A 14,392-nucleotide genomic window follows, 5' to 3' on the forward strand; every position below is an offset into this window, starting at 1 on the left:
ACACTACTTCTCCCGCCACGCCTTGGCGATCTGATCCGTCAGCGGCTTGGTCAGGTAGGAGAGCACCGAGCGCTCGCCGATCTGCATGAAGGTCTCCACCGGCATGCCGGGCTGGAGGCGCACGCCGCCGAGGCGCTCCTTCTCGGTCTCGGGCACCTTGATGCGGGCGGTGTAGAAGCTCGCCCCCGTCTTCGGATCGGTGCTGACATCGGCCGAGACGCGGGTGACGATCCCGTCGATCTCCGGCGTGGTGCGCTGGTTGAAGGCGGGGAAGCGCAGCACCGCCTTCTGGTCGAGCTGCACGCTGTCGATGTCCTGCGGCTGCACGCGCACCTCGACGGCGAGCTGGTCGGCGGAGGGGACGATCAGCATGGCCGGCTCGCTCGGGGTCACGAGGCCGCCGATGGTGTGCACGGTGAGCTGGTGGACGGTGCCGTCCTGCGGCGCGCGCATGTCGATGCGCTTCAACTGGTCCTCGGCCGCGACGCGCTTCTCCACGAGCTCCGACCACTTGCCGCGGATCTCGGCCAGATCCTTGCCGACCTCGGTGCGCATGTCCTGGTCGATCTGGAGTATCTGGAGCTCCGTCTCGGTGATCTTGCCCCTGGCGGATGCCGTGGAGGCCATGAGCTGGCCGCGCTCGCCCTGGAGGCGGGCGCCGTCGCGCTCGAGCTGGTTCACGCGCGAGAGCTGCACGAGGTTCTTGGCGTAGAGGTCGCGCACGCCCTTCAGCTCGGGGCCGATGAACTGGATCTCGCGCTCCTTGGCGGCGGCCTGCTCGGTGAGCCCGGAGATCTCCTGGCGGAGCTGGCTGACGCGCTCGCGCAACTGGGCCTTCTGGCCTTCGCGTCCGTTGACGCGGGCGGTGAACAGGCGCGATTCGCCGTCGATGAGGCGCGCCACCACCGGGTCGGAGGCGGCCCGCGCCAGAAGCTCCGGCGGGAAGGTGACGGTGCGGGCGCCGTCGCGCTCGGCCTCGTCGCGGGCGCGCCGGGCGGCGGCCTCGTCGAGGGCCTTCAGCACGATGTCGAGATTGGCCCGCGTCTGGGTCTCGTCGAGGCGGATCAGGATGTCGCCCGCCTTGACCTTCTGGCCCTCGCGCACGCGCAGCTCGCCGACGACGCCGCCGGTGGGGTGCTGGACCTTCTTGACGTCGGACTCGACCACGAGCTGGCCGGGCGCGATCACCGCCCCCGAGATCTCCGTGAAAGTGGCCCAGCCGCCGACGCCGATGACGAGCGCGGTGCCGAGCCCGACGGTGAGGGCGAGATGGCGGCGGATCGAGTCCTTTGCCGCCGCGCGGGGCCGGGGCGGCGCGGCGAGGCCGGCGGGGTTGGCGGTCGCGGCCATCATGCGCTCTCCTGGAGGCCCATCGAACCGGCCGCGGGACCGGCCGGCGGAACGGGGCGCGGCCCGCCTTCGAGCGGCACGGGCCGTCCCGAAGGATCGGCGCCGCCCACGGCGGCGGCCGGGGCCGGGCGCAGCACCCGGCGGAAGACCTCCTCCTTCGGGCCGAAGGCCTGGGCGCGGCCCTCGGCCATCATCAGCACGAGATCGACGGCGGCGAGCGCGCTCGGCCGGTGGGCGACCACCACGCAGATGCCGCCGCGCTGGCGCACCCCGAGGATCGCCTGGGTGAGCGCGTTCTCGCCCTCGCTGTCGAGATTGGCGTTGGGCTCGTCGAGCACCACCAGGAAAGGATCGCGGTAGAGGGCGCGGGCGAGCCCGATGCGCTGGCGCTGGCCGGCCGAGAGCCCCGCTCCGCTCTCGCCGATGCGGGTGTCGTAGCCCTCCGACAGGCGCAGGATCAATTCGTGCACGCCGGCGGCGCGGGCGGCGGCGATGACGTCCTCGGACGCCGCGCCGACCTCGAAGCGGGCGATGTTCTCGGCGATGGTGCCGCCGAACAGCTCCACCTCCTGCGGCAGGAAGCCGATATGCGGCCCGAGATCGGCGCTCGACCATTGCTCGATAGCGGCGCCGTCGAGGCGGACCTTGCCGCGTAGGGTCGGCCAGACGCCAACCAGCGCCCGCACCATGGAGGACTTGCCCGAGGCGCTCGGGCCGATGACGCCGAGCCCCTGGCCGGCCTTCAGCGCGAAGCTCAGGTCCTGCACCACGAGGCGCGGGGTGCCGGGGGGCGCGACGCTGATCGCCTCGGCCATGATCGACTGGCACGGTGCCGGCAGCGGGTGGGGCCGGCCGGCGGGGGGCATGCGGGTCAAGAGGTCCGACAGCCGGGCCCAGGACTGGCGGGTCTGGACGAAGCCCTTCCAGTTGGCGATGGCGAGCTCGGCCGGGGCGAGCGCCCGCGACACCAGGATCGACGAGGCGATGATGATGCCCGCGCTCGCCATGCCGTTGATGACGAGATAGGCGCCGAGCGCCAGCGTCCCCGACTGGAGCGCCATGCGAAACACCTTGGAGGCGGCGCCGTACATGCCGGCGGTGTCCGACACCGATTGCTGCGAGCCCATGTACTCGTCGTTGGCGGCGCTCCAGCGGGCGGCGACGCGGCCCTGCATGCCCATGGCGGCGAGCACCTCGGCGTTGCGGCGCCCGGCCTCGGCGAGGCCGTTGCGGCGCATGCCGTGCAGCGTCGCGTCCTTGGAGGGGGCGCGGGTGGCGCGGTCGGTGAGCAGGGTGAAGGCGGCGAGCACCAGCGCGCCGGCGACGGCGGCGAGACCGATCAGCGGATGGAACAGGAAGCAGATCACGAGATAGATCGGCATCCAGGGCAGGTCGAAGAAGGCGGAGGGGCCGGTGCCGGCCAGGAAGGCGCGGATCTGGTCGAGGTCGCGCAACGGCAGCAGGCCGTCGCCGGGCATGGCCCCTTTCAGAGGCGCTCGCACCACGATGTCGAAGACGCGGGCGCTCAGCGCCTCGTCCATGGCGGCGCCGATGCGGGCCAGGATGCGCGAGCGGATCGCTTCCAGGATGCCCTGGAAGCCGTAGAGCACGAGGGCGAGGATCGAGATGCCGACGAGCGTTGGGATCGACCGGCTCGGGATCACCCGGTCGTAGACCTCGAGCATGAAGAACGAGCCGGTCAGGTAGAGCACGTTCACGAGGCCGCTCATCACGGCCACGCCGATGAAGGCGCCCCGGCAGGCGGCGAGCGCCGACACGATCTCGGTGGATCCCCGATCCTTGACCACGGCCGAAAACCCCTTGCTGCGCGCCAGGCCCCACCCTGCCACCGGCTGATTAAGGGTTTCTAAATCCCTAACCGCGCCGCAGGACGACCCGAACAGCGTTGTCCTATCAGAGATTTCGCAAGGTTGAACGACACCGCCGGCAATCTTCGCGGGGCGGCGCGCGCTCCGGTGCGCGGTTGCACGCGCGCGCCCTGGACACGAGAACGCCGCCGGGCCCGAGGGTCCGGCGGCGCGATGGATGCGAGTCCGGGGCGGATCAGGGGTTCGGCGCGGGAGCCGGGGCCGGGGTCGCGGGGATCTGGGCCGGAGCGGCGGCGGCCACGGGCTTGGTCAGCTCGGGGAAGGTCTCGACCACGTTGGCGCCGTTGAGGGGCTTGCTCGCGCCGTTGTGGCAGGTGCCGCAGCTGACCTTAGGCCCGTCCCCGGCGGGGCCGAGGCGGTTTTCCGGCAGCAGCGAGGCCAGCGGTTCGAGATAATCCGCGTTCAGGCTGCGGACCATGCGGATGCCGTGCCAGGCGGTGACGCGCTGGGGCGTGCTCTGCTCCCACGAGGCGATGGCGCGGGTGTTGTGGCAGAAGGCGCAGCCCACCCCGAGGGATTCCGACATCCCGATCATCAGGCCGAAGGTCTTCTCCGCCTGCTGGATCGACTTGCCCTTGGTCTCCGGCAGGGCCGAGGTCGCGTTGACCCGGATGGCGCTGTCGGGGGTGTCCTTGTGGGCGTAGAAGTCCGCATAGGTGTTGTAGGGCAGCGACGACAGGCCGACCGAGGGCGAGGCGAGGTTCTGCCCGTTGTTGCGGGGGACGAAGCCGGAGGTGAAGTTCGGGCCGGGGTTCTCGAACCAGACCTGCTTCGGCACGGGCTGGCCGCGATGGCAAGTGTAGCAGGTCACGCCCGCCTCGTGGACGTGCTTCTCCTTCCAGGTGGAGTTGATGTCCTGGACCATCTGAAGCATCCGCCGGGCGACCTTCTTCTGGTAGAGGCCGTCATCGGCCATGTTCTCGGTGTTGTGGCAGAAGGTGCAGCCCTGCTCGGGGGCCACCCACTCCGTCATCGAGACCATCAGGCGGTTGAACTCGTCCACCGAGACGTCGCCGAGCACCTTGACGTTCTGATAGACCGCCGAGGCCTTCTCGCCACCCGCCTCGACCTTGTCGGAGACCGCGGGGGCGGCGTTGGCCTCCTTCTTGGCGGCGGCCCCGGCCCTTGTCTGGACGTAGTCCATGCCGGTGCCGCGGAAGCCCGTCTGCTGGCCGACCAGCGGCGGCCGGGTCCAGCCGGCGGTGCCGAGCATGGCGATGGCCAGGAACAGGGTGAGGACGCCCCCGATCAGGGCGAGCAGCGTCTTCATGGGACCGCTCCGGGAAGGCTCGAGGGATCGGAGACCGTGCCGTAGACCTGCGGGTAGGACGGCGCGACGCCGTGCTTGACCGCCCAGAGGTACCAGTTGTCGACGACGGTGCCGGTGAGCAGGATGCCGATGCCGCCGGTGAGCGTGGTCAGCACCGCGAACCACCAGGCCCAGCGGTGGACCGATTCCATGGTGGCGTTGAAGCCCATGGTCCAGCGCCAGAACAGGGCGGCGCGCTCGGATGCCGTGCCCCGGTCGACGATCTGGTCGATCTCGCGCTCGCCGCCGTAGCGGCTCACCGCCAGGATGGTGGCGCCGTGCATGGCGAAGAGCAGCGTCGACCCGTAGAGGAACGCGATCGAGAGCATGTGGAACGGGTTGTAGAAGAGGTTCCCGTAGCGCAGCGAGAACGCGGCGGTCCAATCGAGATGCGGGAAGATGCCGAAGGGCACCGCCTCGCTCCAGGAGCCCATCAGCAGGGGCCGGATGAAGCCGAGCACCAGGAACAGCCAGATCGCCGAGGCGAAGGCCCAGGGGACGTGCTTGCCCATGCCCAGCGCCGCCGCCCGCCGGTACATGCGCAGCCACCACAGCAGCACCGAGGCGGTGAGGAAGAAGCCGGCGATCAGCCACCAGCCTCCCTCGTGGAGCGGCGGCAGGATCTTCAGGCCGTATTGCGGCCGGGGTGGCTCCAGCGCCAGCCAGGGGAGCTGGCGCACGAACTGGATCGGGCTCCAGTTCACCGAGGCCAGCATGTTGAGTCCGATGATCTCGAAGGCGATCAGCCCGCAGGTGAGCGAGAGCGCGCCGAGATAGCCGCCGTAGATCGGCCCGACCTGGGCGTTGCCGATCAGCCCCAGCAGGTAGGAGTGGAACGGCTTGCCCCAGCGGTGCTCCACGGCCACCGGCACGCCCATGTCCGGGTCCGTGGGGCGCACCTGCACCTGGGTGAAGAGGTTCTGGTAATAGGCCATCGTGCCGCCCTCCCCGTTAGCGCCAGACCGGCAGGTTGAGCCACCAGCCCCACCATTCCGGCCAGCCCCTGGTCCAGAACGGCCCGCTGATGACGATGCAGACCGCGCTCCAGAAGCCCGCCGAGAGCGCCAGGAACAGCCCGAGCCGGTGGATGCCGAGCGTCCCGATCGAGTAGCCGATGGTGTCGCGGAAGAAGGTGTCCTCGTGCTCGGGTGTCTTCACCGGTTCCCCCTTGGCGGGGTTGGTGGCCGACAGGATCAGCGAGCCGTGGAGCGCCAGCGCGAAGGTCGTCGTGAAGAAGAAGCTCACGGCGAGCATGTGCGCGGGATTGTAGTGGAAGTGGAGATACTGGTAGCCGGTGTTCGAGACCCAATCGAGATGCGAGAGGATCCCGTAGGGGAAGCCATAGCCCCAGGCGCCCATCAGGAACGGACGGATCACCACCAGCGAGACATAGGCGAAGATCGCCACCGAGAAGGCGAAGGGCACATGGTAGCCGATGCCGAGCTTGCGGCAGATCTCGACCTCGCGCAGCGCCCAGGAGACGAAGGCGCCTACCGCGCAGAAGGTGATGATCTGCCAGAGCCCGCCCTCCTTGAGCGGCGCCAGCGCGAGCCCGTACTTGATGTCGGGGGGCGCGATGTTGATCTGCCAGATGTTCCAGGTCGGCCCGAGCGCGGCGCCGTAGACGATCAGGGCGGTGCCGAGCACGGAGAAGAAGATCGTCGTCACGCCGAAGAAGCCGACGAAGAACGGCCCCACCCAGAAATCGAACAGGTCCCCGCCGATCAGCGTGCCGCCGCGCACGCGGTATTTCTTCTCGAAGCTCAGCATCGCCATCGCGACCTCCCTTCAGAGCGCGGGCATCCCTTCCGCTTCGGCCACGGGCCGTCGCGGGCGGTGCGGGCGCGTCGTTCTCGCCGTGCGGGAGGGGTGTTTCCCCCGTCCCCGGTCTGCCGCGGGCGGACGCGCCGGCCAGGCGCGCCGTCCGCGGAGGTTGGCGTACCGGGCGGCTCAGGCCGGGGTCGGCGGGACGATGGACAGCGTCACGGACGCAGCCTTCATCGCCTTCGGGCCTTCCAGCCAGTTGAACCGGTCGGTGCTGAGCAGGATGAAGTGGATCAGCAGCGCCAGGACGAACAGGAAGGTGAACAGCGCCACCAGGGTCCGCCGGGGATCGAACAGAAGCCAGATCTTGTGCATGACGTCCTCCTCCTCACGAGATCATGGAGACGAGGGCGTGGGCGGCGCCCGTGGCGCCGTCGAGCATGGCGTAGCCCTTCGGGCCCGGCAGCCACGGACGCCACATCCACACGAGGATATGCGCGACCACGGCGATCGCCGTGAAGATGATGAAGCTCGTCAGGAAGATCGCGTGGAACTCCTTGGCTTCCGGTTCCGTCAGCCCTGACAGGCTGCTCGGTCTATCCAATCCGTTTGCCATCGGTCTCAACCTCCGCTTGTCGCTGGCCGCGCCGGTCGCGGCGCGGCGGGTGTCGCCGTGGCCGCGAAGGCCCCGGCCGCACTTCACCCGTTTCGGGGGAAGCGTCTCGAAACCTCGCAGGGGCGGCTCAGCCCATGAAGGCGAAGGGGAGAGCCGAGACCGCCATGGCCTTGGCCTCGCCGAAGACGGAGCGGCGCCGGCCCGCCGCCGCGACGGCCGTGCCCGACCGCAGGCGCTGCGCCGCCGCCGCGGCCAGGAAGAACGGGTAGGTCGCCGCGAGGATGACGCGGAACTGGATCCGCTCCTGCTGCTGGCGCGCCGTCGCGCTCGCCGCGCGGTGCAGGGAGGCCGGGATGGAGGTCGGCATGGAACCGGTCATGACCTGAGGCATGGGCTACCCTTCCTGCTGGCGCTCCTCGACACGGCGCGCGGGACGACGGCGACGGCCGTGCCGGCGGGACCGGCATCGGCGGTGAAGGCGAAAGGCGGGCTCATGCGGCGGCTCCGGTTCGGAGGCCGTCATGGGCGAGCGCGACATGGTCCTGGGCGACGCGCCCCGCGCCGGCCTTGCGGGCGACGCGCTCGGCAGCGTCGCGCAGCCGCTTGGCCATCGAGATGCGCACCAGCACCGGCTGGCGCTCGACATGCAGGTCGAGGGCGGCGCGCGCCGTCTCCTCCCAGGGCAGCTCCCGATGCATGCGCGCCGGGGTGGCCTCCACGGCGTCCATGTCGCGGGCGAGCGGCAGGATGTGGAAGAGCATGTCGAACAGCGCGTTGCAGACCTCCTGCACGAGGTAGGTCGCTCCGGCGTAGCCCATGAAGGGCGTGCCCGTGTGCCGCCGGATGATGGCGCCGGGGAAGGAGGCCGGCACGAACACCGCGCGCGAGCCGGCTTCCGCGAGGTACATGCGCTCGTTGAACGAGCCGAACATCACCAGCGGCGGGTTTTTCGCGACAGCCTCGCGCACCGCAGCGTTGTCGGTCTTCGCGCCTGGCTTTCGGGCGATGGAGACCGTGCAGGGCAGCCCCATCTCGTCTTCGAGGAAGTGGCGCACGCCGCGGGCGTAGGTCTCCGAAGCGACGATGCCGAAGCTGGCCGTCCCGAAGAAGTCCTGCGTCACCGAGCGCCACAGGTCCCAGACCGGCTTGATGGTGGTGTGCTTCTCGCGCTCGATGAATGGCTCGGGATCGAGCCCGAGGATGGCGCCGAGCGAGCGCAGGAACTTCGTGGTCGAGATCACGCCGATGGGCGCCTGGAGATAGGGCCGCTCCAGGCTCTCGCAGAGCAGGCGGCCGAACTCGCGGTAGAGGCAGATATTGGCGTCGGCGTTCACGAGCTTCGGCACGTCGGCCAGATGCGAGCCCAGCGGGAAGACGAGGTTGATCTCCGCCCCGATGCCTTCCACCAGTCGCCGGATCTCGGCGAGGTCGGAGGGCATGTTGAAGGTGCCGTAGGCCGGCCCGATGAGGTTGACCCTCGGCTTCTCGCCCTCCTTGCGGGCGGGGCGCGCGGGAATTCCCTTCTTGGCGAAGCGCTTGGCGCCGTATTCCTGCCAGAGCCAGTTCATGGACCTATCGGCGGTCTGCCACTGGTCCTCGTCGATGGTGCGCGGCAGGAAGCGCTGGATGCCGGTGCCCTCGCCGGGACTGTATCTGGCGGGGGGCAGCGTGCATCCGGGGCCGGGGGTGCCGATGGCGGCGCAGTCGGGCCGGATCGCGGCGGACACCCTGCTGGCGGATCTCGTCCGGGCGAACCGGGGGGCGGGCTCCGCTTCGACACGCGGGTGGACCGGGACGGCTACGTCTGGTGGTATGTCGACGCGCTGAGCGCGGACGGGCGCCAGGGGCTCACGGTCATCGCCTTCGTCGGCAGCGTGTTCTCGCCCTATTACGCCTTCGACCTCGCGCGCGACCCCTTCGACCACTGTGCCGTCAACGTGGTGCTCTACGGCGAGCGCTCCAACCGCTTCTGCATGACCGAGCGCGGCCGCGCCTCCCTCTTCCGGGACGCGGCGGAGATCGCCATCGGCCCGAGCGGGCTCGCCTGGGACGGCACCGAGCTGACCATCCGCATCGACGAGGTGACGGCTCCGATCCCCTCGCGGGTGCGCGGCAGCATCCGCGTCCGCCCTCCCGGCATCACGCCCGGCCCGTTCCATCTCGATGCGGAGGGTGCCCATCGCTGGTGGCCGTTGGCGCCGTCCTCCCCGGTCGAGGTGACGCTGTCGGAGCCCTCCCTGAGCTGGTCCGGCACGGCCTATCTCGACACCAACCACGGCGACGCCCCCCTGGAGCGCGACTTCTCGAGCTGGACCTGGTGCCGCGCCGAGCTGCCGGACGGCGCCGCCGTGCTCTACGACGTGCGCCACCGCGACGGCGGCGGGCGGAACCTGTCGCTGCGCTTCGGCCGCGACGGGACGCGCCGCGACATCCGGCCGCCGCCGGCCGCCGCCCTGCCGCCGACGCGGCTGTGGCGGATGCCGCGCTCCACCCGTAGCGACGACGCCCGCTCGGCGGTGGTCCGCACCTTCGAGGATACGCCGTTCTATGCTCGCTCGCTGCTGTCCTCGCGCCTCGCCGGCGAGCCGGTGCGCGCGGTCCACGAGAGCCTCTCCCTCGACCGTTTCCGCAACCCGCTGGTGCGCCTGATGCTGCCGTTCCGCATGCCGCGACGGGCTTGATCGGAATCGTTCGATATTTCGTCTTCGAACCCGCTCGCCGCCATGCCAGAACGTCATGCGGGCGGGCTGTCGACACGCCGCCCGCGGGCATTCCCGCCAGGACGGAGACCGGCATGACGAATCGGATCGCGCGCGCTCTTCTGGGAGGCGTGGCATTGCTGCTCGCCTGCGGCCCGGCCCGCGCGCAGGACGCGTCCACCGCCGAGCAGACCGTCGACGTGATGAACACGCTGTTCGGCAAGCATGCGGGCTTCCGGGCGAACCATGCGAAGGGCGTCGTCGTGGAAGGCAGCTTCGCGCCGTCCGCCGAGGGGGCGAAGCTGAGCAAGGCGTCCCTGTTCAAGGGGCCGGCGGTGCCCGTGACGGTGCGCTTCTCCGACGCCACCGGCGTCCCGACCATTCCAGACGGCGCCGCCGACGCCAATCCGCACGGGATGGCGATGAAGTTCAAGCTCGCCGACGGCGCCGAGATGGACGTCGTCACCAACCAGTTGAAGTTCTTCCCCGTGGCCACCGGCGAGGAGTTCCGCGACCTCCTGATCGCCGTCTCGAAGAGCGGGCCGGACGCAGCCCATCCGACGCCGCTCGAGAGCTTCGTCGCGGCCCATCCGGCCGTGCCGAAGGCGCTCGGCTCGGCCGGAACCCCGTCGAGCCTCGCCCGCTCCACGCATCACGGCGTCAACGCCTTCGTCTTCGTCTCCGAGGACGGTAAGAGGCAGCCCTTCCGCTTCCGCCTCGTGCCGGTGGCCGGCGAGGAGATCCTGAGCGCCGAGGACGCCGCCAAGCGGCCGCCGAACTACCTCATGGAGGAGATCGCCGCCCGCTTGGGCAAGGAGCCCGTGGCCTTCAAGGTGATGGCGCAACTCGCCGAGCCCGCCGACCCCACTGGCGACGCCACCAAGCCCTGGCCCGAGGAGCGGCGCCTCGCCGATCTCGGCACCCTGACGCTGACCAAGGCGGTGGCGAACAGCGCGGAGGCCGAGAAGGCGCTGCTGTTCATGCCGAACAACCTCACCGACGGCATCGAGGTCTCCGACGACCCGCTGATCGACGCGCGCGTGCAGGCCTACGCGGTCTCGTTCGGCCGCCGCTCGCAATAGGTGGCCCCGCCTCCGGCGGCTTGACGCCGGGGGCGGCCCGAGTCCAATGCCGGCGCCCGCACCGGAAGGCTCCCGCGATGCCGCCGCTTCTCGCCTCGCCCCTTTTGGCCCTGCCCTTCCCGGCGATCGATCCGGTCGCCGTCGCCATCGGCCCGATCACGATCAAGTGGTACGCGCTCGCCTATATCGCCGGGCTCGTGGGCGGCTGGTGGTACGCGCGGCGCCTCGTCATGGCGGACGGGCTCTGGGGCGGGGGCGTGCGCCGCCCGAGCCTCGCCGACATCGACGACCTGATCGTCTGGGTGGCGCTCGGCGTCGTGCTCGGCGGCCGCATCGGCTACGTGCTGTTCTACAACCTGCCGCTCTACATCGCCGACCCCCTCGAGATCCTGGCCATCCGCAACGGCGGCATGTCCTTCCATGGCGGATTCCTCGGCGCGACGCTGGCGATGGTGCTCTTCGCCCGCTCGCGCAGGCTCGGGGCCTACACGCTCCTCGACATCGCCTCCGTGGTGGCGCCGATCGGGCTGTTCTTCGGCCGCATCGCCAATTTCGTGAACGGGGAGCTCTGGGGGCGGGCCGCGCCGGATTTCCCCTACGCCATCGTCTTCCCCACCGGAGGCGACGTGCCGCGCCACCCGAGCCAGCTCTACGAGGCGGCCACCGAGGGCTTCCTGCTCTTCGTGGTGATGGCGGTCTGCGTGCGGCGCCTCGGCTTCCGCCGGCCCGGGCTGATGGGCGGCATCTTCGTGCTCGGCTATGCCCTCGCGCGGACGGTCTGCGAGTTCTTCCGCGAGCCGGACCGGCAGCTCGGCTACCTCTTCGGCACCGCCGGCGGCCCGCTCGGCGGCATCACCATGGGGATGCTGCTCTGCGTGCCGATGGCGCTCATCGGCATCGCCTATATCGTGCTCGCCGCGCGCGGGGCGACGCGCCCGCGCGTCCGCGCCGACGAGCCGGAGACCGTGGAGGCGTGAGCGGCGCCCCGCTCCTGGCCGAGATCGCCGCGATCATCCGCGAGACCGGGCCGATCGGCATCGACCGCTACATGGCGCTCTGCCTCGGCCATCCGGTGCACGGCTACTACCGCACCCGCGACCCCCTGGGCCGGGCCGGCGACTTCACCACCGCCCCCGAGATCAGCCAGATGTTCGGGGAGCTGATCGGCCTCTGGATCGCCTCCGTCTGGATGGCGATGGGGCGGCCGGAGCGGGCGATTCTCGCCGAGCTCGGGCCCGGACGCGGCACCCTGATGGCGGATGCCTTGCGCGCGCTGCGCTCGGCCGCGCCGGACGCCGCCTTCGCGCTGCATCTCGTCGAGACGAGCCCTGCGCTGCGCGCCCGCCAGGAGGAGGCGCTCGCGGGTTTCTCGCCGACATGGCACGAGGGCCCGCAGACGCTGCCGGACGGGCCTGCGATCGTCGTCGCGAACGAGTTCTTCGATTGTCTTCCCGTGCGCCAGTTCGAGCGCACCCCGCGCGGCTGGTGCGAGCGGCTGGTCGGCCTCTCCGAGGACGGAACGCTGACGATCGGGCTCGCCCCGGAGCCGGACCGGAGCCTCGCCAAGGAGGGGCCGGTCGGTGTGGTGACGACGCTGGCCGGACCGGCCGCCGACACCATGCGCGGGCTCGCAGGGCGCATCCGCGCGCAAGGGGGGGGGCTGCTCGCCATCGATTACGGCCATGCCCGGCCGGGCTTCGGCGACACCCTCCAGGCGGTGGCGGGCCATGCCTTCACCGACCCGCTCGCGGCGCCGGGGGAGGCCGACCTCACCGTGCATGTCGATTTCGCCGCGCTGGCGCGGGCCGCCCGTGCCGGGGGCGCGGTGGTCCACGGCCCGGTCGACCAGCGCGATTTCCTGCTGGCGCTCGGGCTCACCCTGCGCGCGGAGCGGCTAAAGCGGGCCGCGACCCCGGTTCAATCCGAGGCGGTCGACGCCGCCGTCGCCCGGCTGACCGATACCGGGCGCGGCGGAATGGGGCGGCTGTTCAAGGTGCTGGCGGCGGCGGCCCCCGGTCTCGGGCCGCTGCCCGGCTTCTGACGGGACGCTTTTCGCCGGGCTCAGCCGGCGAAGGAGCCGAACCCCTCCGTCTGGGCCATGGTGCTCGGGATCGCTTGCGATCCGGCCGCCCTGTCCGCCGGGCTTGGTCGGTCCGCCCGGTCGCGGCCGCCCTGTCCGCCGGCCTGAGAGCCGCCGGATGCGGGCGCCGCCGGCCAGATCGGACGGTCGGGCTGGGTCTTGCTGCGCGACAGTGCCATGCATCGTCTCCTGTGATCGTGGATCGGACGAAAACCGGAAGCACAAGCCGCCGCGACGTCTCGCGGTTCCGTCGCGAGCGTCATCGTCACCGCCGCCGTGATGGGTTATCGAGCGGCACGTCCTCGAAAAAAATCAGCGGACCGCCGCCATGTTCATCGAAGCGCCCGAACTCGGCTCGCACGGCCATATCCGCCACCGCTTCTTCACCCGCGAGGGCGGCGTGTCGGAGGGGCTCTACGCCTCGCTCAACGGCGGGCTCGGGTCCGACGACGACCAGGCCCGCGTCGCCGAGAACCGGGCGCGGATGTCCGCGCAGTTCGACCTGCCGCCGGAGCGGCTGGTGGGGCTCTATCAGGTGCATTCCGCCGAGGTGGTCGTGGTCGAGGCGCCGATCGCTCTGCCCGACCGCCCGAAGGCCGACGCCATGGTGACGCGGGTGCCGGGTCTCGCGCTCGGCATCGCCACGGCCGATTGCGGACCGATCCTCTTCGCCGACCCGGAGAACCGCGTCGTCGGCGCGGCGCATGCCGGCTGGAAGGGCGCGCTCGGCGGGGTCGCCGAGGCGACGGTGGCCGCCATGGAGCGGCTCGGGGCCGAGCGCGCGCGCATCGTCGCCGTGCTCGGGCCGACCATCGCGCAGGCCGCCTACGAGGTTGGGCCGGACTTCCTGGCCCGCTTCCGCGCCGAGGTGCCGGAGGCCGACGCCTATCTCGGCGCGGGTGCGCGCCCCGACCATGCGCAGTTCGACCTGCCGGCCTTCATCCTGGCGCGGCTGCGGGCCTGCGGGGTGGGGGAGGCGTCGTCCGTGGGGCTCTGCACCTATGCCGATCCGCAGCGGTTCTTCAGCTTCCGCCGGACCACGCATCGAAAAGAGCCCGATTACGGCCGGCAGATCTCGGCCATCGCGCTGGCCCCATAGACGAAATGTGGCGACCGGCCCGAGGCTGCGACAATCTGTCGTGAAAGCGCGGCCGTAAAGAGCGCGGTCTTAAGTGAACCTTGACCGTTTCCGGACGTTTTGACCGCAAGTAGCCAGGACGGAATGAGGCGGGCGGCGTCACAAAGGCGCCCCCTTCCCTCCCCCGGATGGTGTCGCGACGCAACAGCATCCCAGCAGCTACGGGCCTAAGTACGGGGAATTCGGCCGGGAGCAGCCACAAGGCGCACCGGCCCAAGGGACAGAGGACCAGATCATGAAGACCATCCTTTCGGGCGTCGCCGCCCTCGCCGGCATCGTCGTCGCCGGCTCCGCCCTCGCCGCGGACCTTCCGCGCCGCGCGGCTCCGCCTCCGGTGTTCGTTCCGGTTCCGGTGTTCACCTGGACGGGGTTCTACGCGGGCTTCAACGCGGGCTACGGCTTCGGCACGCAGGACAACCGCGCCCCCACGGTGATCGGCGTTCCGGCCGCCTCGGGCCTGTTCAC

At 70.8% G+C, this 14,392-nt stretch carries 14 protein-coding genes and 3 pseudogenes; 7 read left to right on the forward strand and 10 right to left on the reverse strand.

What is annotated here, in order from left to right:
• Positions 1-3: 3 nt before the first annotated feature.
• The 9 genes and pseudogenes from ACP56T_RS09770 to bchZ form a co-directional block, all read right to left on the reverse strand.
• On the reverse strand, positions 4-1,350 hold the full coding sequence (locus tag ACP56T_RS09770) for an HlyD family type I secretion periplasmic adaptor subunit (RefSeq protein ID WP_430911971.1): 1,347 nt from the start codon (positions 1,348-1,350) through the stop codon (positions 4-6).
• Entirely contained in the window at positions 1,350-3,080 is a 1,731-nt protein-coding gene (locus tag ACP56T_RS09775; RefSeq protein WP_430911972.1) for a type I secretion system permease/ATPase, read from the reverse strand. Before ACP56T_RS09775 ends, ACP56T_RS09770 begins: the two co-directional genes overlap by 1 nt.
• A gap of 334 nt (positions 3,081-3,414) precedes the next feature.
• On the reverse strand, positions 3,415-4,509 hold the full coding sequence (gene pufC / locus ACP56T_RS09780) for a photosynthetic reaction center cytochrome PufC (RefSeq protein ID WP_430911942.1): 1,095 nt from the start codon (positions 4,507-4,509) through the stop codon (positions 3,415-3,417).
• Entirely contained in the window at positions 4,506-5,483 is a 978-nt protein-coding gene (gene pufM, locus ACP56T_RS09785; RefSeq protein ID WP_430911943.1) for a photosynthetic reaction center subunit M, read from the reverse strand. Before pufM ends, pufC begins: the two co-directional genes overlap by 4 nt.
• Positions 5,484-5,499: 16 nt before the next feature.
• On the reverse strand, positions 5,500-6,324 hold the full coding sequence (gene pufL, locus ACP56T_RS09790) for a photosynthetic reaction center subunit L (RefSeq protein ID WP_430911944.1): 825 nt from the start codon (positions 6,322-6,324) through the stop codon (positions 5,500-5,502).
• Between the two features lie 174 nt (positions 6,325-6,498).
• The gene (gene pufA / locus ACP56T_RS09795; protein WP_430911945.1) at positions 6,499-6,687 is read right to left on the reverse strand and encodes a light-harvesting antenna LH1, alpha subunit; all 189 of its coding nucleotides are present in this window, start codon (positions 6,685-6,687) and stop codon (positions 6,499-6,501) included.
• 13 nt (positions 6,688-6,700) lie between these two features.
• The gene (pufB, locus tag ACP56T_RS09800; protein ID WP_430911946.1) at positions 6,701-6,928 is read right to left on the reverse strand and encodes a light-harvesting antenna LH1, beta subunit; all 228 of its coding nucleotides are present in this window, start codon (positions 6,926-6,928) and stop codon (positions 6,701-6,703) included.
• A gap of 127 nt (positions 6,929-7,055) precedes the next feature.
• Positions 7,056-7,295 (reverse strand): hypothetical protein, encoded by a 240-nt coding sequence (locus ACP56T_RS09805; RefSeq protein ID WP_430911973.1) that lies wholly within the window; start codon positions 7,293-7,295, stop codon positions 7,056-7,058.
• Positions 7,296-7,419: 124 nt separating this feature from the next.
• Positions 7,420-8,568: pseudogene (gene bchZ, locus ACP56T_RS09810) on the reverse strand (chlorophyllide a reductase subunit Z); the annotation flags it as partial.
• Position 8,569: 1 nt separating this feature from the next.
• On the opposite strand from bchZ, the pseudogene ACP56T_RS09815 reads away from it, so the two are divergent.
• From ACP56T_RS09815 to ACP56T_RS09835, 5 genes and pseudogenes are all read left to right on the forward strand, one after another.
• A pseudogene (locus ACP56T_RS09815) lies at positions 8,570-8,755 on the forward strand (1-hydroxycarotenoid 3,4-desaturase CrtD); the annotation flags it as partial.
• A complete protein-coding gene (locus tag ACP56T_RS09820; RefSeq protein ID WP_430911947.1) occupies positions 8,713-9,609 on the forward strand; it encodes a carotenoid 1,2-hydratase in 897 nt (298 codons plus the stop codon). The pseudogene ACP56T_RS09815 and the gene ACP56T_RS09820, both read left to right, overlap by 43 nt.
• Before the next feature lie 113 nt (positions 9,610-9,722).
• Entirely contained in the window at positions 9,723-10,709 is a 987-nt protein-coding gene (locus ACP56T_RS09825; protein WP_430911948.1) for a catalase family peroxidase, read from the forward strand.
• A 77-nt stretch (positions 10,710-10,786) separates the two neighbouring features.
• Positions 10,787-11,686, forward strand: a complete 900-nt coding sequence (gene lgt, locus ACP56T_RS09830; protein ID WP_430911949.1) for a prolipoprotein diacylglyceryl transferase — start codon at positions 10,787-10,789, stop codon at positions 11,684-11,686.
• Positions 11,683-12,750, forward strand: coding sequence for a class I SAM-dependent methyltransferase (locus tag ACP56T_RS09835; RefSeq protein ID WP_430911950.1), 1,068 nt, complete (start codon positions 11,683-11,685; stop codon positions 12,748-12,750). Before lgt ends, ACP56T_RS09835 begins: the two co-directional genes overlap by 4 nt.
• 20 nt (positions 12,751-12,770) lie before the next feature.
• Here the strand turns inward: ACP56T_RS09835 and ACP56T_RS09840 are convergent, their stop codons facing one another.
• Positions 12,771-12,968: a hypothetical protein gene (locus ACP56T_RS09840; protein ID WP_430911951.1), complete on the reverse strand. Its 198-nt coding sequence runs from the start codon at positions 12,966-12,968 to the stop codon at positions 12,771-12,773.
• Between the two features lie 149 nt (positions 12,969-13,117).
• Between ACP56T_RS09840 and pgeF the strand changes: the two genes are divergently transcribed.
• Both pgeF and ACP56T_RS09850 read left to right on the forward strand, forming a co-directional pair.
• Positions 13,118-13,888 carry a peptidoglycan editing factor PgeF gene (gene pgeF / locus ACP56T_RS09845; RefSeq protein ID WP_430911952.1) on the forward strand — a complete coding sequence of 257 codons (771 nt, stop codon included), beginning with the start codon at positions 13,118-13,120 and terminating at the stop codon, positions 13,886-13,888.
• A 274-nt stretch (positions 13,889-14,162) separates the two neighbouring features.
• Positions 14,163-14,392, forward strand: a pseudogene (locus ACP56T_RS09850) (porin family protein); the annotation flags it as partial.

The organism is Methylobacterium endophyticum (genome assembly GCF_050591105.1).
Taxonomy (GTDB): Bacteria; Pseudomonadota; Alphaproteobacteria; order Rhizobiales; family Beijerinckiaceae; genus Methylobacterium.